The 24,596-nt window shown below is 36.5% G+C and carries 28 protein-coding genes; 27 read left to right on the plus strand and 1 reads right to left on the minus strand.

The window, feature by feature from the left end:
* Positions 1-51: 51 nt before the first annotated feature.
* The 27 genes from G4Z05_RS07545 to G4Z05_RS07680 all read left to right on the plus strand — a co-directional run bounded on the left by G4Z05_RS07545 (position 52) and on the right by G4Z05_RS07680 (position 24,301).
* On the plus strand, positions 52-549 hold the full coding sequence (locus tag G4Z05_RS07545; RefSeq protein WP_163251248.1) for a YqhR family membrane protein: 498 nt from the start codon (positions 52-54) through the stop codon (positions 547-549).
* A 77-nt stretch (positions 550-626) separates the two neighbouring features.
* Entirely contained in the window at positions 627-1,688 is a 1,062-nt protein-coding gene (locus G4Z05_RS07550; RefSeq protein WP_163251249.1) for a M24 family metallopeptidase, read from the plus strand.
* A 21-nt stretch (positions 1,689-1,709) separates the two neighbouring features.
* Positions 1,710-2,267 carry an elongation factor P gene (efp, locus tag G4Z05_RS07555; protein ID WP_038536074.1) on the plus strand — a complete coding sequence of 186 codons (558 nt, stop codon included), beginning with the start codon at positions 1,710-1,712 and terminating at the stop codon, positions 2,265-2,267.
* 456 nt (positions 2,268-2,723) lie between these two features.
* Entirely contained in the window at positions 2,724-3,170 is a 447-nt protein-coding gene (locus G4Z05_RS16610; protein ID WP_276207632.1) for a PCYCGC motif-containing (lipo)protein, read from the plus strand.
* A gap of 432 nt (positions 3,171-3,602) precedes the next feature.
* Positions 3,603-4,520, plus strand: coding sequence for a stage III sporulation protein AA (gene spoIIIAA, locus G4Z05_RS07570; RefSeq protein ID WP_163251252.1), 918 nt, complete (start codon positions 3,603-3,605; stop codon positions 4,518-4,520).
* Positions 4,521-5,036 carry a stage III sporulation protein SpoIIIAB gene (spoIIIAB, locus tag G4Z05_RS07575; protein ID WP_163251253.1) on the plus strand — a complete coding sequence of 172 codons (516 nt, stop codon included), beginning with the start codon at positions 4,521-4,523 and terminating at the stop codon, positions 5,034-5,036.
* Positions 5,037-5,047: 11 nt separating this feature from the next.
* Positions 5,048-5,251 carry a stage III sporulation protein AC gene (spoIIIAC, locus tag G4Z05_RS07580; RefSeq protein WP_007084610.1) on the plus strand — a complete coding sequence of 68 codons (204 nt, stop codon included), beginning with the start codon at positions 5,048-5,050 and terminating at the stop codon, positions 5,249-5,251.
* A 26-nt stretch (positions 5,252-5,277) separates the two neighbouring features.
* On the plus strand, positions 5,278-5,658 hold the full coding sequence (gene spoIIIAD / locus G4Z05_RS07585) for a stage III sporulation protein AD (RefSeq protein ID WP_327989864.1): 381 nt from the start codon (positions 5,278-5,280) through the stop codon (positions 5,656-5,658).
* A 30-nt stretch (positions 5,659-5,688) separates the two neighbouring features.
* Positions 5,689-6,888 (plus strand): stage III sporulation protein AE, encoded by a 1,200-nt coding sequence (gene spoIIIAE / locus G4Z05_RS07590; protein ID WP_163251254.1) that lies wholly within the window; start codon positions 5,689-5,691, stop codon positions 6,886-6,888.
* A 16-nt stretch (positions 6,889-6,904) separates the two neighbouring features.
* Positions 6,905-7,525: a stage III sporulation protein AF gene (gene spoIIIAF / locus G4Z05_RS07595; protein WP_163251255.1), complete on the plus strand. Its 621-nt coding sequence runs from the start codon at positions 6,905-6,907 to the stop codon at positions 7,523-7,525.
* 1 nt (position 7,526) lies between these two features.
* The gene (gene spoIIIAG / locus G4Z05_RS07600; protein WP_163251256.1) at positions 7,527-8,186 is read left to right on the plus strand and encodes a stage III sporulation protein AG; all 660 of its coding nucleotides are present in this window, start codon (positions 7,527-7,529) and stop codon (positions 8,184-8,186) included.
* A gap of 14 nt (positions 8,187-8,200) precedes the next feature.
* The gene (locus G4Z05_RS07605; RefSeq protein WP_163251257.1) at positions 8,201-8,761 is read left to right on the plus strand and encodes a SpoIIIAH-like family protein; all 561 of its coding nucleotides are present in this window, start codon (positions 8,201-8,203) and stop codon (positions 8,759-8,761) included.
* A 251-nt stretch (positions 8,762-9,012) separates the two neighbouring features.
* Complete coding sequence (gene accB / locus G4Z05_RS07610; RefSeq protein WP_163251258.1) at positions 9,013-9,528, plus strand: acetyl-CoA carboxylase biotin carboxyl carrier protein; 516 nt, start codon at positions 9,013-9,015, stop codon at positions 9,526-9,528.
* Between the two features lie 13 nt (positions 9,529-9,541).
* The gene (gene accC, locus G4Z05_RS07615; RefSeq protein ID WP_163251259.1) at positions 9,542-10,897 is read left to right on the plus strand and encodes an acetyl-CoA carboxylase biotin carboxylase subunit; all 1,356 of its coding nucleotides are present in this window, start codon (positions 9,542-9,544) and stop codon (positions 10,895-10,897) included.
* 21 nt (positions 10,898-10,918) lie between these two features.
* Positions 10,919-11,326 (plus strand): Asp23/Gls24 family envelope stress response protein, encoded by a 408-nt coding sequence (locus G4Z05_RS07620; RefSeq protein WP_163251260.1) that lies wholly within the window; start codon positions 10,919-10,921, stop codon positions 11,324-11,326.
* Between the two features lie 171 nt (positions 11,327-11,497).
* The gene (gene nusB / locus G4Z05_RS07625; RefSeq protein WP_163251261.1) at positions 11,498-11,896 is read left to right on the plus strand and encodes a transcription antitermination factor NusB; all 399 of its coding nucleotides are present in this window, start codon (positions 11,498-11,500) and stop codon (positions 11,894-11,896) included.
* A gap of 32 nt (positions 11,897-11,928) precedes the next feature.
* Entirely contained in the window at positions 11,929-12,783 is an 855-nt protein-coding gene (gene folD / locus G4Z05_RS07630) for a bifunctional methylenetetrahydrofolate dehydrogenase/methenyltetrahydrofolate cyclohydrolase FolD (RefSeq protein ID WP_163251262.1), read from the plus strand.
* A 106-nt stretch (positions 12,784-12,889) separates the two neighbouring features.
* Positions 12,890-14,248, plus strand: coding sequence for an exodeoxyribonuclease VII large subunit (gene xseA, locus G4Z05_RS07635; protein WP_163251263.1), 1,359 nt, complete (start codon positions 12,890-12,892; stop codon positions 14,246-14,248).
* Positions 14,238-14,471 (plus strand): exodeoxyribonuclease VII small subunit, encoded by a 234-nt coding sequence (locus G4Z05_RS07640; RefSeq protein ID WP_038536051.1) that lies wholly within the window; start codon positions 14,238-14,240, stop codon positions 14,469-14,471. Before xseA ends, G4Z05_RS07640 begins: the two co-directional genes overlap by 11 nt.
* Positions 14,472-14,473: 2 nt before the next feature.
* Positions 14,474-15,367 (plus strand): polyprenyl synthetase family protein, encoded by an 894-nt coding sequence (locus tag G4Z05_RS07645; RefSeq protein ID WP_163251264.1) that lies wholly within the window; start codon positions 14,474-14,476, stop codon positions 15,365-15,367.
* 184 nt (positions 15,368-15,551) lie between these two features.
* Entirely contained in the window at positions 15,552-17,447 is a 1,896-nt protein-coding gene (gene dxs / locus G4Z05_RS07650) for a 1-deoxy-D-xylulose-5-phosphate synthase (RefSeq protein WP_163251265.1), read from the plus strand.
* Between the two features lie 4 nt (positions 17,448-17,451).
* On the plus strand, positions 17,452-18,282 hold the full coding sequence (locus tag G4Z05_RS07655) for a TlyA family RNA methyltransferase (protein WP_163251266.1): 831 nt from the start codon (positions 17,452-17,454) through the stop codon (positions 18,280-18,282).
* 261 nt (positions 18,283-18,543) lie between these two features.
* Entirely contained in the window at positions 18,544-18,993 is a 450-nt protein-coding gene (ahrC, locus tag G4Z05_RS07660; RefSeq protein WP_038536048.1) for a transcriptional regulator AhrC/ArgR, read from the plus strand.
* A gap of 15 nt (positions 18,994-19,008) precedes the next feature.
* Positions 19,009-20,697, plus strand: a complete 1,689-nt coding sequence (recN, locus tag G4Z05_RS07665; protein WP_163251267.1) for a DNA repair protein RecN — start codon at positions 19,009-19,011, stop codon at positions 20,695-20,697.
* Between the two features lie 121 nt (positions 20,698-20,818).
* A complete protein-coding gene (gene spoIVB / locus G4Z05_RS07670; RefSeq protein ID WP_163251268.1) occupies positions 20,819-22,108 on the plus strand; it encodes a SpoIVB peptidase in 1,290 nt (429 codons plus the stop codon).
* A gap of 268 nt (positions 22,109-22,376) precedes the next feature.
* Positions 22,377-23,171 (plus strand): sporulation transcription factor Spo0A, encoded by a 795-nt coding sequence (gene spo0A, locus G4Z05_RS07675; protein WP_163251269.1) that lies wholly within the window; start codon positions 22,377-22,379, stop codon positions 23,169-23,171.
* 401 nt (positions 23,172-23,572) lie between these two features.
* Positions 23,573-24,301 carry a glycerophosphodiester phosphodiesterase gene (locus G4Z05_RS07680; RefSeq protein ID WP_163251270.1) on the plus strand — a complete coding sequence of 243 codons (729 nt, stop codon included), beginning with the start codon at positions 23,573-23,575 and terminating at the stop codon, positions 24,299-24,301.
* Between the two features lie 19 nt (positions 24,302-24,320).
* On the opposite strand, the gene G4Z05_RS07685 is transcribed toward G4Z05_RS07680, so the two are convergent.
* Positions 24,321-24,554 (minus strand): DUF2627 domain-containing protein, encoded by a 234-nt coding sequence (locus G4Z05_RS07685; RefSeq protein WP_163251271.1) that lies wholly within the window; start codon positions 24,552-24,554, stop codon positions 24,321-24,323.
* Positions 24,555-24,596 lie beyond the last annotated feature (42 nt).

Here is a 24,596-nt window from a genome sequence, read left to right on the forward strand (position 1 = left end):
AGCCTGTGCAATTATGTAATGGATATAAAAGGAAATGGAGGTATGAATGATATGTCTAACGAATCAAATTATGGTAAGTATCCCAAACCCATGTCTATGCCTGTCATGGTTTTTTGGACAGGATTATTTGGAGGTATTTTTTGGGGAATCATGGGATTTTTCTTATCTTTTTTTCATTTAACGGAAATTCGGCCAAATGTAATCCTTGAGCCTTGGCTTCTGGGAAATTGGAAGAATGAATGGCAAGGAACGGTTGTATCCATTCTATTATTTGGTGTTTTGTCTATTGGAGTAGCGTTTATTTATTATGCCTTATTAAAAAAGTTTAGCCATTGGTTGGTTGGAGCCGCATATGGAGTCGTATTATTTATCATTGTGTTTTTCTTTCTGCATCCATTTTTTCCAGGTATTAAACCATTAACTGAACTCAAGTGGAGTACTATCATTTCATCTATATGTATATTTATTGTATATGGAATTTTCATCGGGTATTCCATCAGTTATGAATATCAAAATAAAAAAGCACAAGAAAAAGAAACAGCTACTTAAGTTGCCATTAGTCTGAAAGATAAGGTTGTGATAAAATATTTTTTGTCGTGACCCGAAGAAAAAGGAGAGTGAAACCGATGGAGAAATTAGAAAAATTAAGATCAACGTTTTCAGCTCAAGGTATTGACGGAATTTTGATCACCAGTCCCTATAACCGACGTTACATATCAAATTTCACCGGCTCATCAGGTGTTATCTTGATAAGTGTAGATCAAGCACTGTTTATTACGGATTTTCGCTATGTTGAACAGGCACAAAAACAATGTGTAGGTTTCGAGATTATAAAGTACTCAGAAAGCTTCCCTAATGAAGTAGCCAAGCAAGCTAAGAGATTAGGAATCCAAAAGCTTGGTTTTGAAGAAGAGTATGTGACCTATTCCTCATTTAAATCATATGAAAAAGAAGTAGAAGCTGAACTTATCCCTATTTCTGGTGTTATTGAAAAGTTACGCTTGATTAAGACGAATGCAGAGATTAAGATATTAAAGGAAGCGGCGGATATAGCTGATGCTGCTTTTAAGCATATTCTAGACTTTATTCGTCCGGGAAAAACGGAACTTGAAGTCTCTAATGAGTTAGAATTCTTTATGAGAAAAGCAGGAGCTACATCTTCTTCCTTTGATATCATTGTTGCTTCGGGTTATCGTTCCGCCCTACCGCATGGTGTCGCAAGTAATAAGGTTATTGAAACAGGGGATATGGTTACTCTTGACTTTGGTGCCTATTATAAAGGGTATGTATCAGATATCACAAGAACAGTTTCCGTTGGTGAGCCTGATGCCAAACTTAAGGAAATTTATCAAATTGTTCTTGAAGCCCAACAACGAGGGATGGATGGAATTAAACCAGGTATGACTGGTAAGGAAGCAGATGCCCTAACCCGTGACTACATATCAGAAAAAGGGTATGGTGAATATTTCGGTCACTCAACTGGACATGGTATTGGTTTAGAGATTCATGAAGGTCCGGCACTTTCATCAAAATCTGATATTGTTTTGGAACCGGGGATGGTTGTAACTGTAGAACCGGGTATTTATATCCCAGGTCTTGGTGGCGTAAGGATTGAAGATGATACGCTTATTACGAATGACCATAATGAAACGCTGACTCACTCAACAAAAGAGTTAATTATTTTGTAAATGATTTAGGAGGATTTTTGCATGATTTCAGTTAACGATTTCCGTACTGGATTAACAATCGAAGTAGATGGCGGCATTTGGCGCGTCATTGATTTCCAACACGTAAAGCCAGGAAAAGGAGCAGCATTTGTTCGTTCTAAATTACGCAATCTGCGCACTGGCGCTATTCAAGAAAAAACTTTCCGTGCTGGTGAAAAAGTAGAAAAGGCACAGATTGATAATCGCAAAATGCAATATTTATATGCAAGTGGCGATCAACACGTGTTTATGGACATGGAATCTTATGAACAAGTTGAACTACCAGCATCAAGCATTGAATATGAGTTAAAATTTTTAAAGGAAAATATGGAAGTTCAAATTATGATGTTCCAAGGTGAAACGATTGGGATTGAACTGCCTAACACTGTTGAACTTGAGGTAATTGATACAGAGCCTGGTATTAAAGGAGACACCGCTTCAGGTGGTTCTAAACCTGCAACACTTGAAACAGGTCTTGTCGTTCAAGTTCCATTCTTCGTAAACCAAGGTGACAAATTAATTATCAACACAGCAGAAGGTACGTACGTTTCTCGTGCTTAGTTAACTTAAAGCCTGCATCCTATCTTTTTAGAGGATGACGGGCTTTTTTTATTTCAAAAATTTTTTTCCACTTCAGGAATAATATAGGAGCGAGATGTCTTTGTTTTCCTCTTTAAGTTACATTCCCAACTATTTTCGAAATATCGCCTGGTTCCGAAAAGAGGTCTTCTCGGATCTCTAAACAATTTATTATCCGTTTTCTGATAGTGAGTAGAATTTTTTGTAAATATTCGAGCCAAGCAATATCATTTAAGCCCTTTTTTCGTCAATTTTTTTATCCTATAATTTAGAAAGTCTTAGATAACAATAATCTTCACGTAAAAAGTCTTACAAATAAAGGTATTAGTTTACTATCTATTAATTCACAAAATAGTTAGAATTTGAATTCTTTCAAAAGATAAATTTTTGTTAATATGGATTCGTAATCATTAATATAGAAAAGGGGTGACACAGATCTTGAAGAAGCTATCTACTCTTTTTCTTTCAAGTATTGCTGCGGTCCTTATCACTACAGCCTGTAGTTCAAATAAACCGAATTTAACACTTGATAAAAAACATAAATCATTACCTGACTATGTTTTAAATTCTTCTAAAGAAATTCAAGAAACATATATCATGGTGTCAAATTATCCTGAGGTGGTTGCGGGCGTTCCATGCTATTGTGGCTGTTATGTACAAGATAATCATGAGAGTAACTTAGATTGCTATATCGATCATTTTGGTGAGGATAACGCGGTTGAAGAATGGGACTCCATGAGTATAGCTTGAGGAGTTTGTATTGATATCGCCCGGGAGGCGATCGAATTGCATCTTGAAGGTAAAAGTCCAAAAAAAATTTATGAAATAATTACAAAGAAATATGAAAATTATGGGGAACCAACCCCAACTCCTGAACCATCTTGAGAAAATTATCGGTAATATAAACAATATAAAAATAGAATAATTTGATAAAGGATTGAACCCGATAGTAGGGTACAATCCTTTTTTATTTAGAGGAAAAATTAATCTTGACTTCGAGAATGGTCTATCTCCACCCCCTAGCTGCTAATGTCCTTTGTTCACCCCCTACGATAATTCAACATCGAATCGCCTTTGGCACTACGTGTTTCCTTTATTTCAGTTGGAGTCCCTCCACAAGGAAGGCTTCGGTAGCATCCACATCTCACGACCGAAAGCGATAGCTTTTAGGAGGTGGCCATACGCAGCTGACCTGGGGGCTTTTGCTTTTCTATCTAGTAAAAAGTAGTAGAGGATTTAACAGATTTGATAGTCATAAAGTGTTCATGAAGGCATACATTTTAATTAATGAGATATCAGAAAAAAGGAGGACGTTTCGTGGAATCGATTCTAAACTTTTTACCTAATAACATTGCCACTATGCTCACCAAAATCCCTCCTAAACAAAAAGAAGAACTCGAGGAAATTAGAATTCGGATTAATCGGCCGATTGAATTAACACTTCAGGGAACCCCCAGATTCTTGTCCTATATCATTCAGCCGGAAGATGCATTTCATCTAATGAATAAAATTAGCCAATATTCCATTTACGCACTCGAGGAAGAACTAAAACGTGGATATATCACTGTTTCAGGAGGGCATCGGATTGGACTTGCCGGTAAAGTCATTCTTGAAGAAGGAAGGGTAAAGGCGATACGGGATATTTCCTCATTTAATATTAGAATCGCAAAAGAGAAGATTGGGAGTGCAGAGCCTATTCTACCGTATATTTTCCATGACAATTGGATGAATACAATGATTATAGGTCCACCGCAGACCGGCAAAACAACCCTTTTACGAGATTTAGCCAGGATTATCTCGACAGGAAGTAAAGGCATACCCGCTAGCAAGGTAGGGATTATTGATGAACGAAGCGAGATAGCTGGCTGTGTAAATGGAGTTCCACAATTAACTTTTGGTCATCGCTTAGATGTACTGGATGCTTGTCCAAAAGCCGAAGGAATGATGATGATGATTCGCTCCATGAGTCCAGAAGTTTTAGTTGTCGATGAAATCGGGCGCAAAGAAGATGCTGTGGCCATCCAGGAAGCAATTCATGCAGGGATAAAGTTAATCATGACTACACATGGGACGAGCCTTGAGGAAATAAAAAATCGCCCCTCATTAAAAGAAATACTTCAACAGAAGGTCTTTCATCGTTTTATTATACTCAGCAGAAGAGACGGACCAGGTACGGTTACTCAAATTTTAAATGAAGACGGGAAAGAATTGGATACAAAAGTGAGCGTGATGTAAATGGTGAAGCTAATCGGTGCCATTTTCATTATTGTTTCAACGACTGTCATTGGTTTTGAAGCGGCAAGGCATTTAAATGAACGTCCAAGACAATTAAGAGCCTTAAGATCCGCACTTCAATCGCTCGAGGCAGAAATCATGTATGGTTATACACCTTTGCATGAAGCTTCAAGGCGATTAGCGGCACAGCTATCAAAGCCAATCGCAACCTTTTTTGAATCTTTTTCTAAAAGATTAACAGATTCAGAAACAACGGTAAAAGACGCATGGGAGGCAAGTTTAAAAGACGTTTGGAAATCAACGGCTTTAAAACAGGCTGAATTTGAAATCATGAAGCAATTTGGTGAAACACTTGGGCGCCATGATCGCTTTTCCCAGCAGAAACATATTATGCTTACACTTTCCCATCTGGAAAGAGAGGAAGCCGAAGCCATAGAAGCACAGGGAAAGTACGAAAAAATGATGAAGAGTCTTGGGTTTCTATCAGGATTGTTACTGATTATTTTATTATTTTAGGGGGAAAAGCAATGGGTTTAGAAGTGGATATTATATTTAAAATAGCTGGAGTTGGAATTGTTGTTGCGTTTTTGCATACCGTTTTGGATCAGGTCGGTAAAAAAGAATATGCACAATGGGTAACTCTTTTTGGATTTATCTATATTCTGTTCCAAGTTGCTTCCATTGTTGATGACCTCTTCCAAAAAATTAAATCAGTATTTTTATTTCAATAGAAGGGAGGCTATTTGCCATTGAAATCATAAAAATTGTCGGAGTTTCTCTAGTAGCCACTTTTCTAGCATTAATCATTAAAGAACAAAAACCAAATCTCGCCTTTCTATTAATTGTTTTTGTCGGTTGTGCTATTTTTCTGTTTTTAATAGATAAAATTTATGAAATTATCCATATGCTGGAACGTTTAGCCGTAAATGCGAAAGTGAATTTGGTTTATGTAGAGACCATCCTTAAAATTATTGGAATAGCTTATATCGCAGAGTTTGCGGTCCAAGTTACGAAAGATGCTGGTCAAGGGGCTGTTGCTTCAAAAATAGAATTAGCCGGAAAAGTCATTATCCTTGCAATGGCTATCCCAATCCTGACGGTTTTAATCGAAACAATCATTAATCTTATTCCGAATTAAAGGAGAGTCTCTAAAAAGAGGTGTAAATCAATGAAGCAAAGGCTCGGGATTATACTAATTATGATTCTTTTAATCTTTTTTTTGCATAGTCCAAGTGTACAAGCCTCACTAGAGTCAGAACATAAAACGAATTCACTTTCACCACAGGAACTTGTTGATCAGCAATTGGAAAATATGGATTTGTCTGAACTAAAACAATTTTGGGAGGATATAAGCCATAAATACGGAGGCTACCTTCCCGAAAGTCAAAAAGGGAGCCTCTACGATTTTATTAAAGGTGAAAAACAATTCTCTATTAAAGAATGGGGAAAAGGATTTTTAAAATTTCTATTTCATGAATTTGTTGCTAATGGTAAACTGTTAGGTTCATTGATATTACTGGCCATTTTTAGCATGTTTTTACAAACAATGCAAAATGCTTTTGAAAAAAGCAATATTAGTAAAGTGGCATATGCGATTGTTTATATGGTACTTGTGATTCTTGCTTTAAACAGTTTCCACATCGCGATTAGCTATACGAATGAAGCGATAGGAACGATGATTTCGTTTGTACTGGCACTCATTCCACTCCTCCTTGGATTGATTGCCGCTTCAGGTGGAGTAGTCTCAGCAGCATTTTTTCATCCCGTGATCCTATTTCTTATGAACACAAGTGGAATGCTCATGCAATATATCATTCTTCCTTTGCTCTTTTTAGCCACCTTACTAAGTATTGTCAGCACATTGTCTGATCATTATAAAGTAACACAGTTGGCTCAGCTTCTTAGGAACTGGAGCATCGGATTAATGGGACTCTTTTTGACGGTATTCCTTGGCGTTATTTCCGTTCAAGGTGCTTCCGCAGCAGTAACAGATGGAATTACCATTCGAACGGCTAAATTTATTACGGGGAATTTTATACCTGTAATTGGAAGAATGTTTACTGATGCGACGGATACAGTCGTAAGCGCTTCAGTGTTGTTGAAAAATACAGTAGGAATTGCCGGTGTTGCCATTTTACTCATAATTGTTGCCTTCCCGGCGCTCAAAATATTAATGATTTCCTTTATTTACAAATTTGCTGCCGCCATTCTTCAGCCATTAGGAGGAGGACCAATTATTACTTGTCTAGATATTATTAGTAAAAGTGTTATTTATGTTTTTGCAGCACTTGGTATCGTTTCATTGATGTTCTTTTTAAGTATTACAGTTATCATCGCTGCAGGAAATTTAACCATCATGATGAGATAGGGGGGGAAGCAAATACATGGACTTTTTAAAAGAGTGGGTAACTAATATCATTCTTTTTATCTTACTGGCAACCATCATTGATATGTTACTCCCTAATTCAAGTATGCAGAAATATACCAAAATGGTTACAGGGCTACTTTTAATTGCAATCATCTTATCCCCTATCTTTAAGCTAATCTCTAAGGACTTTGAGTCGGCAATTTCGGAAATCCCTTCTTACCAATTATCTAGTGAAAATAATATGAAAAATTTAATTGATAATAAGAAAAAAGAAATACAAGCCTCCCAACACGCATATATTTTAAAGGAAATGGCTGTCCAGCTAAGAAAGGATGTAGAGGAGGAGTTGAAGGATCAATATGGATTGGAGATCACTAACATTGATATCAGTTTAAAGGATGAAAATAATACAGCCACCATAGAAAACCTCCAAAAGGTAACAATCCAACTTAAGCAGCCGGAGACAGGAGTTAAGACTGTCGAAGCAGTAAAACCAATAGTCATAAATACAGATAAACCTCTTCCATCTACTAAAACAACAGAAGAAACGGAACAGGTAGCCGCATTTTTATCAAAGAAATGGAATGTAACAGACAAAATTATTGAAGTTTCGATAGAAGGGGGGATCGATTCATAGAATGGAAAAGAATCAAGGACCACAAACATGGATTCAAAAACTACTTAAAAAGGATGAAAGAGAGGGGAAATCTGGTAGCAAGTCAGGGAAATATCAGTATATGCTCCTTGTATTATGTATCGGAGCTGCATTTATGATAATTGGAAATATGGTATTTAAATCTGACGATAGTTCCTCTGTCATACCTGCAGCAACAAATGTACAGACAGAAACAGAAGATGTCCCAGCCTTTGGTTTGAAAAAAAACACGGGTAATAAGGAAATTGTTGAATATGAAGAAAAGTATGAGGACCAATTAAGAAAAGCTCTCCAAGAAGTCCTGGGAGTGGATGATGTAACCGTTATGGTTAACATTGATTCAACAGATAAAAAGGTACTGGAAAAAAACACAGTAACGAAATCTCAAACTACAGAAGAAGAAGATCAGGAAGGTGGTAAACGAAAGGTAACCGATGTTTCAACTGATGAACAGCTAGTGATTATCCGAAATGGAGAAAAAGAGGTTCCTGTTGTAGTTGAAACGAAAAAACCAGAAATTCGAGGTGTCTTAGTCGTTGCCAAAGGTGCTGATAACATTCAAGTGAAAAAATGGATTGTTGAAGCAGTGACAAAAGTATTAGGCGTACCAAGCCACCGTGTTGCGGTCATGCCGAAAAAATAAAGGGGGAATTAAATATGTTATTAAAAAAACAAACAGTTTGGTTATTGACAATGTTGAGTTTAGTAGTCGTATTATCTGTCTACTATATTACTTCTCCTGAACAGACAAAAAATGAACTTGCTTCTGTAGAAGAAAAAGCAAAAACTGAAAAAGAAAATAGTCCATCAAACAGCAAAACAGAAGCCAAAGATGGAAAGACAGTTGTTTCAACGGTAGCAGGTGATGCAGAGTTCGAAAAGCTTCGTTTAGAGTTGGATGAAGCACGTGGGGAAAAGTTAGAGGAATTAACTGCGATCATGGCTACTACTGATCTCCCTGCAGATGAAAGAATGAAAGCAAAAGATCAAATGGAAAAACTTAATGATATTGCGCGAAAAGAAGACCTTCTTGAAACAATGATTCGTTCCATGGGATATGAAGATGCCTTGGTTAGAGCAGATGGTGAGAAGGTAAGAGTTACTGTAAAGTCAAATAAAAAACATTCCAAATCAGAAGCTAACAAAATTATCCTTGAAGTGAAAAAAGAAATGGAGGACATCAACATTGTTGCTGTAGAATTCCAGCCATCAAAATAACAATAACAAGCCCGAGGAAAGCTAACATTAGCTTTCCTTTTTTGCTAGATAAGTAAGCATATTGTTAATGTGTCCCAAAATGCTTAAACGATTAAAAAATTCACATTTCATTCAAAAACCTTTAAGATAATGGAAAAGGGTAAAATGAAATTGTATTTAGCTTTTATTTAGATTATTGAACTGATACATGGTATTATCGTATAGTTATAGTAGCTAGTCATAAATAAAGAGGTCCAAGGGGTGTTACTTAAATGTTAAAGGTACAAGAAATTCGTGAATTGATAAAATTAGTTGACCAATCAAGTATTGATGAATTTGTATATGAAAATGAAGGTTCGAAAATTCAAATGAAAAAAAATGGAGGGGTTACTCAAACACTCGTTCAACCTGTGGTTCAGCCAACAGTTACACCAGCGCCAGCTGCTATTCAAACAACTCCATCTCCGGCAGCTGCCCCAGTTAATGAAGTGGAAACAAAGCAGGAAGCACCGAAGAAAGAAGAAGTTTCCGTTGCAGATTCAGCTAATTTACATAAAATTACTTCACCAATGGTTGGAACATTTTATTCTGCACCAAGCCCAGATGCAGAAGATTATGTCAAACCGGGTTCAAAAGTAACAAAAGACACGATTGTTTGTATTGTAGAAGCGATGAAATTATTTAATGAAATTGAAGCTGAAGTTAATGGCGAAATTGTAGAAGTTCTAGTCAAAAATGGACAATTAGTTGAATACGGGCAGCCATTATTTTTAGTAAAGCCTGAATAAGGAGCGTAACTGGATGTTGAAAAAACTGTTAATTGCAAACAGAGGAGAAATTGCAGTAAGGATCATTCGTGCCTGCCGTGAGATGGGGATTGAATCTGTGGCAGTTTATTCCGAAGCAGACCGCGATGCCCTGCATGTTCAACTGGCTGATGAAGCTTACTGTATTGGTCCAACACCATCAAAGGACAGTTATTTAAATATTACTAATATTATCAGCATTGCAAAGCTAACAGGATGTGATGCGATCCATCCTGGCTATGGCTTCTTAGCAGAAAACGCTGATTTTGCTGAGTTATGCAGGGAATGTAATATTACATTTATTGGCCCTAGTCCTGAAGCTATTACAAAAATGGGTACAAAAGATATTGCCAGAGAGACGATGCGGGAAGCTGGGGTTCCAATTGTTCCAGGTTCTACAGGAATTATCAATGATATCGACGAAGCTTTAGAGCTTGCTAAAAAGATCGAGTACCCAGTCATTATTAAGGCGACTGCAGGCGGAGGCGGAAAAGGAATCCGCGTGGCCAGAAATGAGCAGGAATTAATAAAAGGCATTAATATTACTCAGCAAGAGGCGGCGACCGCTTTCGGAAATCCTGGTGTATATATTGAAAAATATATTGAAGATTTTCGTCATGTTGAAATCCAGATTCTTGCGGATAATTACGGCAATACTATTCACTTAGGAGAAAGAGATTGTTCCATTCAGCGTAGACTTCAGAAACTGTTAGAGGAAACCCCATCACCAGCTCTTGATGGTGAAATTAGAGCAGAAATGGGAGAAGCTGCGGTCAAAGCGGCAAAAGCCGTTAATTATTCAGGTGCGGGTACAGTAGAATTTATCTATGATTATCGTAATCGAAAGTTTTATTTTATGGAAATGAATACAAGGATTCAAGTAGAGCATCCTGTAACAGAAATGGTTACCGGAGTGGATCTCATTAAAGAGCAAATTCGGATTGCTAACGGTGAAAAATTATCCTTAAGCCAGGCAGATGTGACATTTAATGGATGGTCGATTGAGTGCCGAATTAATGCAGAAAATCCGGAAAAGAACTTTATGCCTTCTCCAGGAAAAATCAATATGTATTTGCCGCCTGGTGGATTAGGAGTCCGTGTCGATTCAGCTGCATACCCTGGATATACAATACCGCCATATTATGATTCCATGATCGCAAAGGTTATAACGTACGGTAGTACAAGGGAAGAAGCAATTGCTAGAATGAAACGAGCTTTAAGTGAGTTTGTAGTTGAAGGTATTCATACAACGATTCCATTCCATTTAAAGCTTCTGGAACATGAAAAATTCGTAGAAGGCCAATTTAATACGAAGTTTCTTGAAATGTATGATGTAATGAAACCCGTATAATCATAATGGAGGTGTAAGTTGATGAATGAAATGAATATTTTAGAAATGGAACAAGGAAATAGCGGGCTCGGAAAAATAGAGATTGCACCTGAAGTTATTGAAGTAATAGCCGGCATTGCAGCCTCTGAGGTGGAAGGGGTAGCAGGAATGCGCGGGAATTTTGCTGCAGGAGTTGTAGAGCGTTTAGGGAAAAAGAATCATGGTAAAGGTGTAAAAGTTGAGCTAACTGAAACAGGAATAAAAATTGACGTATATTGTTTGATGAAATTCGGCATTTCTATCCCATCTGTTGCTGGAAAAATTCAAGAAAATATTCGTCAAGCATTACTGAATATGACTGCATTAGAACCAGAGGAAGTAAATATTCATGTGGTTGGAGTTCAGTTTGAAAACGTGAAACAAGAAACGGTAATTGAAGAGGAAGTATAGAACAAAAAAGCCAAAGGAATTACTCCTTTGGTTTTTCTGTTTATTTTTATCAATTCTTGAGTGCGAATCATTTTTACTTATGCTATTATCTTTTTATGTGTAAGCTAAAATGATTGTTTAAAAATAATAGTATATATATTATTTAATTTCTCTAAAGGAGTTAAAGGCATAATGAAAAGAAGAACAGCAAGGGAAAAGGCATTACAAGCTCTTTTTCAAATTGATGTCGCAGGTAGCGAACCAAAAGCAGCAATTGAACATGTTTTGGAAGAGGAGGCAGGAGATGATTATTTATCCAGACTTGTTTTAGGAGTAGTGGAACATAGAAGTGAAATTGATCAATTGATTGCTGACAATCTTGAAAAATGGACCCTTGACCGGTTAGCAACTGTCGATCGAAATATTTTAAGAATGGCTGTCTATGAATTAAAGTTTTTACATGATGAAGTTCCAGAAAAAGTAATAATGGATGAGGCTATTGAAATTGCCAAAAAATTTGGTGATGACCAATCAAACAAATTTGTAAATGCAATACTCTCAAAGGTGAAACAAAAACTTCATAAGGAATAGAATCATTAAAAAACTAGGGGAGGACATGTAAGATGACCGCTGTAATTATTAACGGAAAAGAAATTGCTGAAAAGAAAAAACAGGAAATTGCTGAAGAAGTAAAAAGGCTTAAGAGTCAAGGAGTAACTCCTGGTTTGGCTGTTATTCTCGTTGGTAATAATCATGCATCACGAACTTATGTAACAAATAAACAAAAAACATGTCAAGAACTTGGGATGAATTCTGTGTTAATCGAAATGCCAGAAGAAGTCTCAGAGAATGAATTGCTTTCAAAAATTGAAGAATTAAATCAAGATCCCCAAATTCATGGTATTTTGGTACAACTCCCTCTGCCAGCACATATTAATGAAACGAAAGTCATTGAGTCAATTTCACCTGATAAAGATGTTGATGGATTTCATCCAATAAATATTGGACGGATGATGACTGGACAGAATACGTTCTTGCCATGTACACCTTATGGAATTATGGTTCTTTTAGAAGAATCTGGAATATCTGTAGAAGGAAAGCATGTGGTAGTAGTTGGAAGAAGTAATATAGTTGGTAAGCCTGCTGGCCAGTTATTTCTCAATCAACATGCAACAGTAACCTATTGTCATTCCCGAACAAAAGATTTAATGGTACATACCAAACAAGCTGATATTCTTGTGGCAGCTGTTGGAATACCAAATTTTATTACGGCAGAGCATGTGAAAGAGGGAGCTATCGTAATAGATGTGGGTATTAATCGTAACGAAGCTGGAAAGCTTTGTGGAGATGTTGCCTTTGATGAGGTAAGTAAAAAAGCGAGCTTCATTACTCCTGTACCAAAAGGAGTGGGCCCAATGACAATCACAATGTTGATGTATAATACCCTTAAATCAGCGGCTGAAAGTATTAATCGCTAAATGAAAAATTGCCCTTATCTTTTATAAAAAGTATCATCCTGACGATAGGATTGGCGTTTATTTGGATAAGGGCAATTTTATTCTAACGGTCCGAAGAGGAGTAACTATGCAGGAACAAAGGTATTTATCTGTTAGTGCTTTAACTAAATACATAAAAAGAAAGTTTGATGCGGATCCGCATTTACGCGATATACATGTCCAAGGAGAAATATCTAATTTTAAACAACATTCCAGCGGTCATATGTATTTTACCTTAAAGGATGAGAAGGCAAGAATTCTAGCTGTTATGTTTGCTAGCCATTCAAGAACGATGAAGTTTTCCCCTGAAAATGGAATGAAGGTTATTGTTAAGGGAGAAATTACCGTTTACGAATCGAGTGGACAATATCAAATATATATTAAAGACATGCAACCCGATGGTATAGGTGAATTATTTCTCGCTTATGAACAATTAAAAAAACGATTAGAAGAGGAAGGTCTTTTTGCACCTGAAGCAAAAAAATCTCTCCCATTATATCCTAAAACGATCGGTGTTATCACTTCCCCTACTGGTGCAGCTATTAGAGATATTATTACAACGACTAAAAGGCGATACCCAATCGGAAATATCCTCGTTTTCCCTGTACTTGTACAAGGTGAAAATGCGGCTCCTTCCATTGTAAATGCGATTGAAAAGGCAAATAGTATCGGGGATATTGATGTATTGATTGTAGGGCGTGGTGGTGGTTCAATTGAGGAATTATGGGCATTTAATGAGGAGATCGTCGCTAGAGCTATTTATGCCTCTAAAATTCCCATTATTTCTGCAGTTGGTCATGAGACAGATTTTACGATTGCTGATTTTGTTGCTGATATGAGAGCCCCCACTCCTACCGGAGCAGCTGAACTTGCCGTTCCTCATATTGAAGAACTGATGGAACGGGTCTTGCAAAGACAAACCCGGTTACTAAGAGCCATGCAGGAAAAATTTAGGTATGAAAAAGAAAGGTTTAACCGTGTTCAAAAATCTCCTATTTTTCGATATCCAGAGCGTCTCTATGAACAAAAGCTTGAGCATTTGGATAAACTGACTGAAGCTATCAATCGAGAAGCTATTCGTTTATTTAAGATTAAAAAAGAGAATCAAATGCTTCTACATAAGCGTCTTGAAAAAAATCATCCTAAAAAAGTATTTAGCGAATCTAAGCATAATTTTGAACGGAAACAAAAAGAGTTAAACAAGGCTTTATTGCAAGTTCTTTCAAAAAAGAAATCAGAATTTGAGCGAATGATTACAACCTTACAAGCTCTAAGCCCTTTAAAGATTATGGAGAGAGGTTACAGTTTAGCCTATACAAAAGATAATCATCTTGTTAAAAGCATAGATCAAGTCAAAGTATCGGATAATGTTAAGATTCAGCTGGCAGATGGAAGTCTTTTTTGTAAAGTGGAGAAAATAAAGGAGAGCGACAAAAGTGACGAATGAAAAAAATATAACATTTGAAGAGGCCATGGCGAAGCTTGAACAAATTGTTGAAAAGCTGGAAGAGGGAGACATTCCTCTTGAGGAGGCCATCATTTATTATAAGGAAGGGATGGAGCTTTCCAAGCTTTGTCATGACAAATTAAAAAGTGCCGAAAAGCAGTTGACACAAATAATAACGGAGGATGGACGCAAGGAAGTTTTCTCAATCAATGAGGAGGAATAGTTTTGAAGCCCAAGAAATTAAATATATTTGCTGCTGAATATAAAAAGCTACTTGAACACGAATTGCGTCATTTGATTGAAAAGCTTAATGCTCCTGCCATTCTTAAGGAATCGATGATGTATTCTCTCGAAGCAGGAGGTAAGCGTATTCGCCCATTATTGTTATTTGCAGCCTTAGATGCATTTGGAGTTAACCCTAGAAATGGCTTGCTTGCGGCGTGTGCGATTGAGATGGTTCATACATATTCTTTAATCCATGATGATTTGCCTAGTATGGATAATGACGATCTTAGAAGAGGAAAACCAACCAATCATAAAGTATTTGGGGATGCAATTGCAACACTTGCAGGTGATGCTTTATTAACATATAGCTTTGAGGTGATGAGTAGCATACCGAATGAAATTGCATCTCCAGAAATGAAGTTGAAATTAGTCTTAGAAATGGCAAAAGCAGCTGGTTCAGAAGGAATGGTTGGTGGGCAAGTCGCAGATATGGAAGGAGAAGGAAAATCTTTAAATTTGGAGGAATTGGAGTATATCCATATCCACAAAACAGGAAAACTCCTAGAATTTAGCATATTGGCTGGTGCGATTTTAGCAAGAGCTGATCAGAAACAATTAGATTGTCTTTCTTCTTTTGCTTATCATCTCGGGTTAGCATTTCAAATACAAGATGATATTTTAGATTTAATTGGAAATCAACAATTGATTGGCAAACCTGTTGGTAGTGATACAGTCAATCTTAAAAGTACATATCCAAAATTATTAACGTTAGAAGGAGCAAAGGATGCTTTGGAACATCAAATTGAACAGGCAAAGATCCAATTACAGAAATCTGGATTATCCACGAACCTGCTCCTAGAAATAACGGATTTAATCGCGTCACGGGACCGTTAGTATACAGCTATTTGAGGCAGAGAAATTAGTGTGTTATAATTTTAATCAATGTATAAATGTAGACAACGCCGTTATCACTGTCGTGTTAGCGGCTCTTTTTTAAGAAGTAAGTCCTCATTTTAAGAAATGAGAAATACAACAGCTTAGGTAAGATAGAAAAAGCATGAAAGTGAGTGGTCCATAAATGGATCTATTAAAAATTAAAGACCCATCCTTTTTAAAGGGTCTGTCTATTAAAGAACTGGAAGCTTTAAGTAAAGAAATTCGCCAATTCCTTATTGAAAAGCTGTCTGTAACCGGTGGCCATATAGGACCGAATTTAGGAGTGGTTGAATTAACGATTGCATTACATAAATGCTTTAACAGTCCTAAGGATAAGATAATATGGGATGTTGGACACCAATCATATGTTCATAAGATACTAACAGGACGTGCATGCGAGTTTGATACGTTAAGGCAATACAAAGGCCTTTGCGGATTTCCTAAAATGGCAGAGAGTGAGCATGATGTTTGGGAAACCGGTCATAGCTCTACATCTCTTTCTGCAGCGATGGGTATGGCCATTGCCAGAGATTTAAAAAAAGAAAATTATTTTGTTGTTCCTGTCATTGGTGATGGTGCTTTAACGGGGGGGATGGCTTTAGAGGCACTTAATCATATTGGACATGAAAAAAAAGATATGATTGTTATTCTTAATGATAATGAAATGTCAATTGCTCCGAATGTAGGAGCTTTGCATAATATTCTAGGACAGTTACGTACGGCTGGAAAATACCAATGGGTAAAAGATGAATTGGAATATTTATTAAAGAAAATACCGGCTGTAGGTGGTAAATTAGCTGCCACAGCTGAACGGGTGAAGGATAGTCTTAAATATTTATTTGTATCTGGGATGTTTTTTGAAGAATTAGGTTTTACCTATTTAGGACCCGTTGATGGGCATAATTTCGAGGATTTGTTTGAGAATATCGCCTATGCGAAAAAGACTGAAGGGCCAATCCTCCTCCATGTCATAACTAAGAAAGGGAAAGGTTTTCATCCTGCTGAATCGGATAAAACAGGTACTTGGCATGGTACAGGCCCTTATAAAATGGATACGGGTGATTTTGTTAAACCAAATAAAAAGCAGCCGCCTGCATGGAGTAGTCTAGTTAGCGAAACTGTTCGTAGACTTGCACGGGATGATGATCGAATTGTGGCGATCACACCTGCTATGCCGGTTGGCTCTAAACTTGAAGGGTTTGCGAGTGAGTTTCCTAACCGTATGTATGATGTGGGGATAGCTGAACAACATGCAGCCACAATGGCAGCAGGTTTGGCGACGCAAAATATGAAGCCATATTTGGCCATTTACTCCACATTTTTGCAACGTGCGTATGATCAGGTAGTCCATGATATTGCTCGGCAGAATCTAAATGTATTTATTGGGATAGATCGAGCTGGACTTGTTGGAGCGGATGGAGAAACTCATCAAGGAGTATTTGATATTGCCTTCTTAAGACATATTCCTAATATCATCTTAATGATGCCAAAAGATGAAAACGAAGGTCAGCATATGGTCTATACGGCAATAAATTATGACGATGGTCCCATTGCAATGAGATTCCCTCGGGGGAATGGGATTGGTGTACCTTTAGATAAAGAATTACAGAACATTCCTATTGGCACTTGGGAAGTACTAAGAGAAGGAGAGGATGCTGCCATTCTCACCTTTGGTACTACCATTCCAATGGCTATGAAAGCGGCAGATCAACTTGAAAAACTGGGCATATCTGTTAAAGTTGTAAATGCCCGTTTTATAAAACCGATGGATGAAAATATGTTGACTAGTTTATTGGATGAAAATATGCCAATCTTAACGATTGAAGAAGCGGTCTTGCAAGGAGGATTTGGGAGCTATGTATTAGAGTATGCCCATTCTAAAGGGTATTATCATGTTCAAATTGATAGAATGGGTATACCAGACAAATTTATTGAACATGGAGATGTCTCTTCATTGTTAGAAGAAATTGGATTAACAACCGAGGAAGTAGTTAAAAGGGTTTCGGTACTTGCAAGAAAAAAACAAAAAAGGGCTTAAACGGATGAAAACGAAAGAACGTTTAGATGTATTATTAGTTGAAAGAGGATTATTTGAAACAAGGGAAAAAGCTAAACGAGCCGTCATGGCTGGAATCGTATATACAGGTGAACAAAGGTTGGATAAACCGGGTGAAAAAGTAAAAATTGATATCCCAATTAATGTAAAAGGTAATGTTATGCCCTATGTTAGTAGGGGAGGATTAAAGCTTGAAAAGGCATTAAAAGTGTTTGATGTCAATGTGATGGATAAAGTGGTCATTGATATTGGTGCCTCAACAGGTGGATTTACAGATTGTGCCCTCCAAAATGGAGCAAAAAAATCTTACGCATTGGATGTGGGGTATAATCAATTAGCCTGGAAGCTACGTCAAGATAAACGAGTTGTTGTGATGGAACGAACCAACTTCCGTTATGTAACACCTGCTGATCTAACCGATGAAATGCCTAATTTCGCTACAATCGATGTTTCTTTTATTTCATTGACCCTAATTTTACCTGTATTAAAAAATTTGCTTGTTCCTGGAAGTGACATTATTGCGCTAGTAAAACCTCAATTTGAAGCAGGAAGAGAGCAGGTAGGAAAAAAAGGTATTGTTCGTGATGAAAAAGTACATCTTCAAGTAATAGAAAAAATTATTGATTTTTCCATTCAGCAAGCATATACAGTTGCTAATTTATCTTATTCTCCTATAACAGGGGGAGATGGAAATATCGAATTTTTACTGCACCTGAAATGGGAAGGAGAACGGGAGAAAGGTGTATGTGAATTACCAGTTGAGCCTTCCCAAATCGTAAAAGACGCACATAAAGAATTTCAAACTAAACAAAAATAAAAAGGATAAGCCTGAGTGCTTATCCTTTTTATTTTAGATATGAGGTGAATTTTTAACATCTAGAAAAGTATAGAATTTGAATACGGATATACGAATAAAACAATCATCTGACTTATAGAGTCACAATATGTTAAGGTGCCTATCCTATTGAATGTATATATATGTATTTTTATAAAAGAATTCATTGTACAAACCTTTAAAAATCGGCTAACATATGGGTAGAAGTGCTCATTAATAATTGAGGATTTTAGGAGTGAAAAAATGAATAAAGGACAGCGCCATATTAAAATAAGAGAGATTATAGCCAGTAATGATATAGAAACACAGGATGAATTGGTAGATGAACTAAAAAATGCAGGCTATAATGTCACTCAAGCTACCGTTTCAAGAGATATAAAAGAATTGCATCTTGTTAAAGTGCCATTAAGTGATGGAAGATACAAATACAGTCTTCCAGCCGACCAAAGGTTTAACCCATTACAAAAATTAAAAAGAGCCTTAGTTGATGCATTTATCCGTATTGATTCTGCAGGAAATTTACTTGTGATGAAATGCTTGCCTGGAAATGCTATGGCCATAGGGGCATTAATTGACAATTTGGACTGGGATGAAATTTTAGGAACGATTTGCGGAGATGATACTATACTTATAATTTGTCGTACACCAGAACATGCCGAAGGAATTTCAAAAAGATTTCTTGATATGCTTTAATTGGGGGAGTTCTTCTTGTTAGCAGAATTATCGATAAAAAATTTCGCCATTATTGAAAAGCTTTCTATCTCATTTGATAAAGGGCTAACTGTTTTAACTGGAGAAACAGGAGCGGGGAAATCAATTATTATTGATGCGATTCATTTACTGGTAGGTGGGCGAGGATCTTCCGAATTTGTCCGCCACGGCGAGGAAAAAGCGGAGATTGAAGGTTTGTTTCAAATTGACGATCTTCAACACCCAGTATATGCAAAAGCATTAGAATTCGGTATTGATATTGAGGAAGGCATGGTCATTTTGCGCCGTGATATCTCTCGAACAGGAAAAAGTGTGTGCCGTATTAATGGAAAGTTGGTTACCATTTCCACTCTTCGAGAAATTGGTGCAGTTCTTGTTGATATCCATGGCCAGCATGAGCATCAAGAATTAATGGATGAAACGAAACATTTACCACTCCTTGATCAATTTGGAGGAGAAGAAATCACTTCTTCACTTGAGGTATATCAGGAACTTTTTCGCAAATACGAGCAAACGCGCCAAAAGCTTAAGGCGTTAAGTGAAAATGACCAGCAAATGGCTCATCGGTTGGATTTAATTTTATTTCAATTTAACGAAATCCAAAAAGCTAATTTAAAGCTGGACGAAGATGAAGAATTAATGAGTGAAAAAAGAAAATTGGTGAATTTTGAAAAACTCTTCGAGGCTTTTCAATTAAGTTATTCTGCATTAAATGGTGAACAAAAAGGGTTAGATTGGCTTGGAATGGCAATGGGCCATTTAGAAAATGCTGCCTCTCTGGACTCCACATACAAAGACTTATATGAGGCTGTTTCCAATTGTTATTATCAATTGGAGGATGCAGGCCGGGCAATTAGAAATGAAATGGAAGTATTGGAATTTGATCCAGAACGATTAAATGAAATCGAAGATCGTTTAAATGAAATAAACCAATTAAAACGAAAATATGGAAAGACAATACATGAAATATTAGAATATGCTGCAAAAATTGAAGAGGAAATCGAAACACTTCAAAATAAAGAAACATTTATTGGAGAATTAGAAAAGGAGTTATCTTCCATAGAAAAAGACCTAGCTCTCGAGGCAAAACAATTAACAGAGCTTCGTCAAAAATGGGCAAGGAAGTTAACAGAGCTCATACATAAAGAATTAAAAGATCTATATATGGAAAAAACTATTTTTGAAATTCGTTTTGAGACTGATTTACATCATTTTTCAAAAACAGGTTCAGATTATGTGGAATTTTATATTTCAACTAATCCTGGTGAACCATTAAAGCCATTGTCAAAGGTGGCTTCTGGTGGGGAGTTATCCCGTATTATGCTCGCACTAAAAAGCATCTTTTCTAAACATCAAGGAGTCACATCAATAATTTTTGATGAAGTCGATACGGGTGTTAGTGGAAGAGTGGCTCAAGCAATTGCTGAAAAAATTTATAAAGTAGCGAATAATTCACAAGTATTATGTATTTCCCATTTACCACAGGTCGCAGCTATGGCAGATAATCATTTATTTATTTCAAAGAATATTAAAGATGGCAGAACGACAACATCTGTTAGAAAATTACAAGAGGATGAGAAAATTAAAGAAATTGGACGGATGATTTCTGGTGCTGAAATTACCGATTTAACTAGGCAGCATGCTAGTGAATTATTACAATTAGCTGTAAAATATAAAAAAACTTGAAAAGCTACCCAACTTGGGTAGCTTTTTTATATTGTACGGAGTTATAAATGGTTGTTGAGGAGGCAAAATTATAATTGTAGCCATTTGTAATGTAGAACAAGAAGCGAGGAGAGTGAAGAATTTGAAGTTAGAAATTATTAGAAAAACGATTGGTGGAATTCTCCTTGTTTCATTAGTTAGCCTAATTTTTTTTCAGCCCATGAGGCAGTTTTTTTGTCTACCTAAAAGTATAACTGTTTTTGAAGGACAGAAATATACGTTTAAAGTAGCTGCTCCGGTTTCAGCTGCTTTAGTTTCTAAAGATTCAACAATTTCACTTGAACAGGATAAAAATTCAGTTACATTAAATGCATCAGAACAAGGCAAAGATGAGATGATATTAGAATTTGCCGGAATCCCCGTCAAAAAAGTGGATGTCAATGTACTTAAAGATTTCCGAGTTATTCCAGGTGGCCAGTCTATAGGTGTAAAATTAAATACAGTAGGAGTGCTAGTTGTTGGCCACCATTTAGTGAATACGGAAGAAGGAAAAAAATCTCCTGGAGAATTGGCAGGCATTAAAGTCGGGGATATTATTACCGAAATAAATGGAAACAAGATTGAAAAAATGACGGATGTCGCACCTTATGTTCAGGAAGCGGGTAAAGACGGAAAGCCGTTAGATTTGGTTATAAGCCGTGATAGTGGGAAATTCAAAACAAAATTAATCCCATTAAAGGAAAAAGGGGAAGAAAACTACAAACTTGGTTTATATATTAGGGATTCAGCAGCAGGGATTGGTACCATGACTTTTTATCACCCTCAATCAAGAAAATATGGTGCTTTAGGACATGTTATTTCTGACATGGATACAAAGCAGCCAATTGTTGTGGAAGATGGTCAAATTGTTCGCTCAACAGTCACTTCCATTGAAAAAGGAAGTAACGGTGACCCTGGTGAAAAATTGGCCCGATTTTCAAATGATCGTGAAATAGTTGGAAATATAAAAAAGAACAGTCCGTTTGGTATTTTTGGCGAGTTAAAGAAAGAGTTAAAAAATGGGATATTGGATAAACCTTTACCGATTGCTTTATCTCATCAAGTAAAAGAAGGGCCAGCAAAAATATTAACAGTAGTTAATAATGACAAGGTTGAAGAATTTAATGTAGAAATCGTAAGTACCATTCCACAAAAATTTCCAGCTACTAAGGGAATGGTTATTAAAGTAACGGATCCTAGACTTTTAGAAAAAACTGGTGGAATTGTCCAAGGAATGAGTGGTAGTCCGATTATTCAAAATGGAAAACTTATTGGTGCGGTGACCCATGTATTTGTAAATGATCCAACCTCAGGCTATGGTGTTCACATTGAGTGGATGCTTAATGAGGCCGGAATTAACATATATGAAACACCAAAAAATAAAGCAAGTTAAAGTAATGAGCAAAATAGGCTAAATTTCCCTATTTTGCTTCTTTTTTTATAATGGATATTTGATAAAAAGAGTAAAATATTGGGATAGTAGCGTATTTCGTCGAAAAAACGAGAAATACAAAGAAAAGATAAGATAATATTACTAATTTGAGAAAAATTAAAAAATGAAAGGAATTTTTGTTGCATTGTCGAATTTCTTATTTAGAATAGAATTAGAAGATAATGGCTATGGAAAACAGAGTTTATGATAAGTTGAGGAGGAACCGGAGTTGAAGAAAATTAAAGTTTGTGTCGTGGACGACAATAGAGAATTAGTGAGTATGTTAGAGGATTATATTTCTTCTCAAGACGATATGGAGGTAGTAGGAATAGCCCATAATGGACAGGAATGTTTGAATTTATTAAGTTCAACTGATCCAGATGTCCTTGTATTAGATATTATTATGCCACATCTTGATGGGCTGGCAGTACTTGAAAGACTTCGTGATATGAAAAAGGGAGTTCTTCCAAATGTAATCATGCTTACAGCTTTTGGGCAGGAAGATGTTACGAAAAAAGCTGTGGAGCTTGGGGCATCTTATTTTATCCTCAAACCATTTGACATGGAGAATCTAGGAAATCATATTCGTCAAGTAAGCGGCAGCAGAACTGCTTTTTCTTCTCGGAAAGCTCCAGCATCAAGTTATCGTCCTCAGGCTGAAACAAAACCCAAGAATCTGGATGCAAGCATTACAAGTATCATTCATGAAATCGGAGTTCCTGCGCATATTAAAGGGTATTTATATTTACGTGAGGCTATTGCAATGGTGTTCAATGATATTGAGCTTCTTGGTTCAATCACGAAAGTATTATACCCAGATATTGCCAAAAAATATAACACAACTGCCAGTCGTGTAGAAAGGGCAATTCGACACGCGATTGAAGTTGCCTGGAGCCGTGGTAACATTGATTCTATTTCTTCCTTATTTGGTTATACAGTAAGTATGTCTAAAGCAAAGCCAACAAATTCAGAATTTATCGCGATGGTAGCAGACAAACTTCGCTTGGAGCATAAGGCTTCTTGAAAGAAATGATTATAAAAAAGTCTCAGAAATGAGACTTTTTTATATAACTAGAACTATTCGTTATGTCTAGTATATTCGTCTCCATATATCGAGTCCTTCGCTCTCAGTATTAATATTAGTCAACATCGAATAACCTTCGTCTCTTCGTGTTTCCTTTATCTATAGTTATAGCGCATCGCAACAATGAAGGCCGTGGCACACTAACATATACCACGGACTTGCGATCATTTTATGAATAATACGCGGTTGACCAGGGCGAATGCGCTTTTTCTAATTTGTTTATGAATTTTCTTTTATCAATTACATTAATTTTGAATAAAAATATGTAGACGCATATAAATCAGCTACTTTTGTTAACAGGGATTTATTTTAGCTAACTTTTAACATTAGGGTGTGAGAAAATGACGCAAATTTTTGCTCACCGTGGCTATTCCTCTGCCTATCCGGAAAATACGATGAGTGCATTTGTTGCTGCTGAAAAAGCTGGGGCGGACGGCATTGAATTGGATGTACAGTTAACAAAAGATGGTGAAGTGGTCGTTATCCATGACGAAAAAGTAGACAGGACTACCACTGGAATTGGATTTGTTAAAGACTTATTGTATAAGGAATTACGTCAACTCAATACGAATAAAAAAGGAGGGAGAAAAGAACCTATACCTGCTTTGAAAGAAGTCCTCGAATGGATGACATCGAATCAGCTGATATGTAATATTGAATTTAAAAATAACCGATTTCCTTATGATGGTATGGAAGAAAAGGTCATACATCTCGTAAGAAATTTTCATTTAGATAATCGGATTATTTTTTCCTCATTTAATCATTATAGCATTGTCCATTCATACTGCTTAGCACCGGAGATTGAAACAGCTCCCTTATTATTAGAAGGCATTTATATGCCTTGGGTTTATTGCCAATCGATTCGGGCAAAAGGACTTCATCCGAAGCATACCACTATTTCCGATCGAATTATTCAAAAAACGATGGAAAATGGAATTGCTGTACGACCTTATACAGTAAACCAAGAAAAAGATATGCATAGACTCTTTAATATTAAATGTACATCCATAATTACTGATGACCCAGTAAAAGCAATAAAAATTAGAAACCAATACAAAAAGAGACCTTAGAGGTCTCTTTGTTTCCATATTACTTTTTAAATCGTGCTTGAACTTTATTTCTTTTTCGATCCCTATGAAGGATAAAGCCGGCAATAAATCCAAGCCCACCTAAAAAAAGAATGAACCCCACCAGAAATTGAAGCCATAATTGGTTAAATGGAGATTGGAGAATGCCAAAGGCCATGTCACGCATTAATTTAATTCCCCATGCAGCTAACACTCCAGGAATTACTAGTATGATAAGGGCAATAATCCTCTTCATAAATAAATCCTTCCACGTCAAATTTTTTAATTCCATTAATTC

It is taken from the genome of Neobacillus thermocopriae (assembly GCF_010975035.1).
In the GTDB taxonomy this organism is placed as follows: Bacteria; Bacillota; Bacilli; order Bacillales; family Cytobacillaceae; genus Neobacillus; species Neobacillus thermocopriae.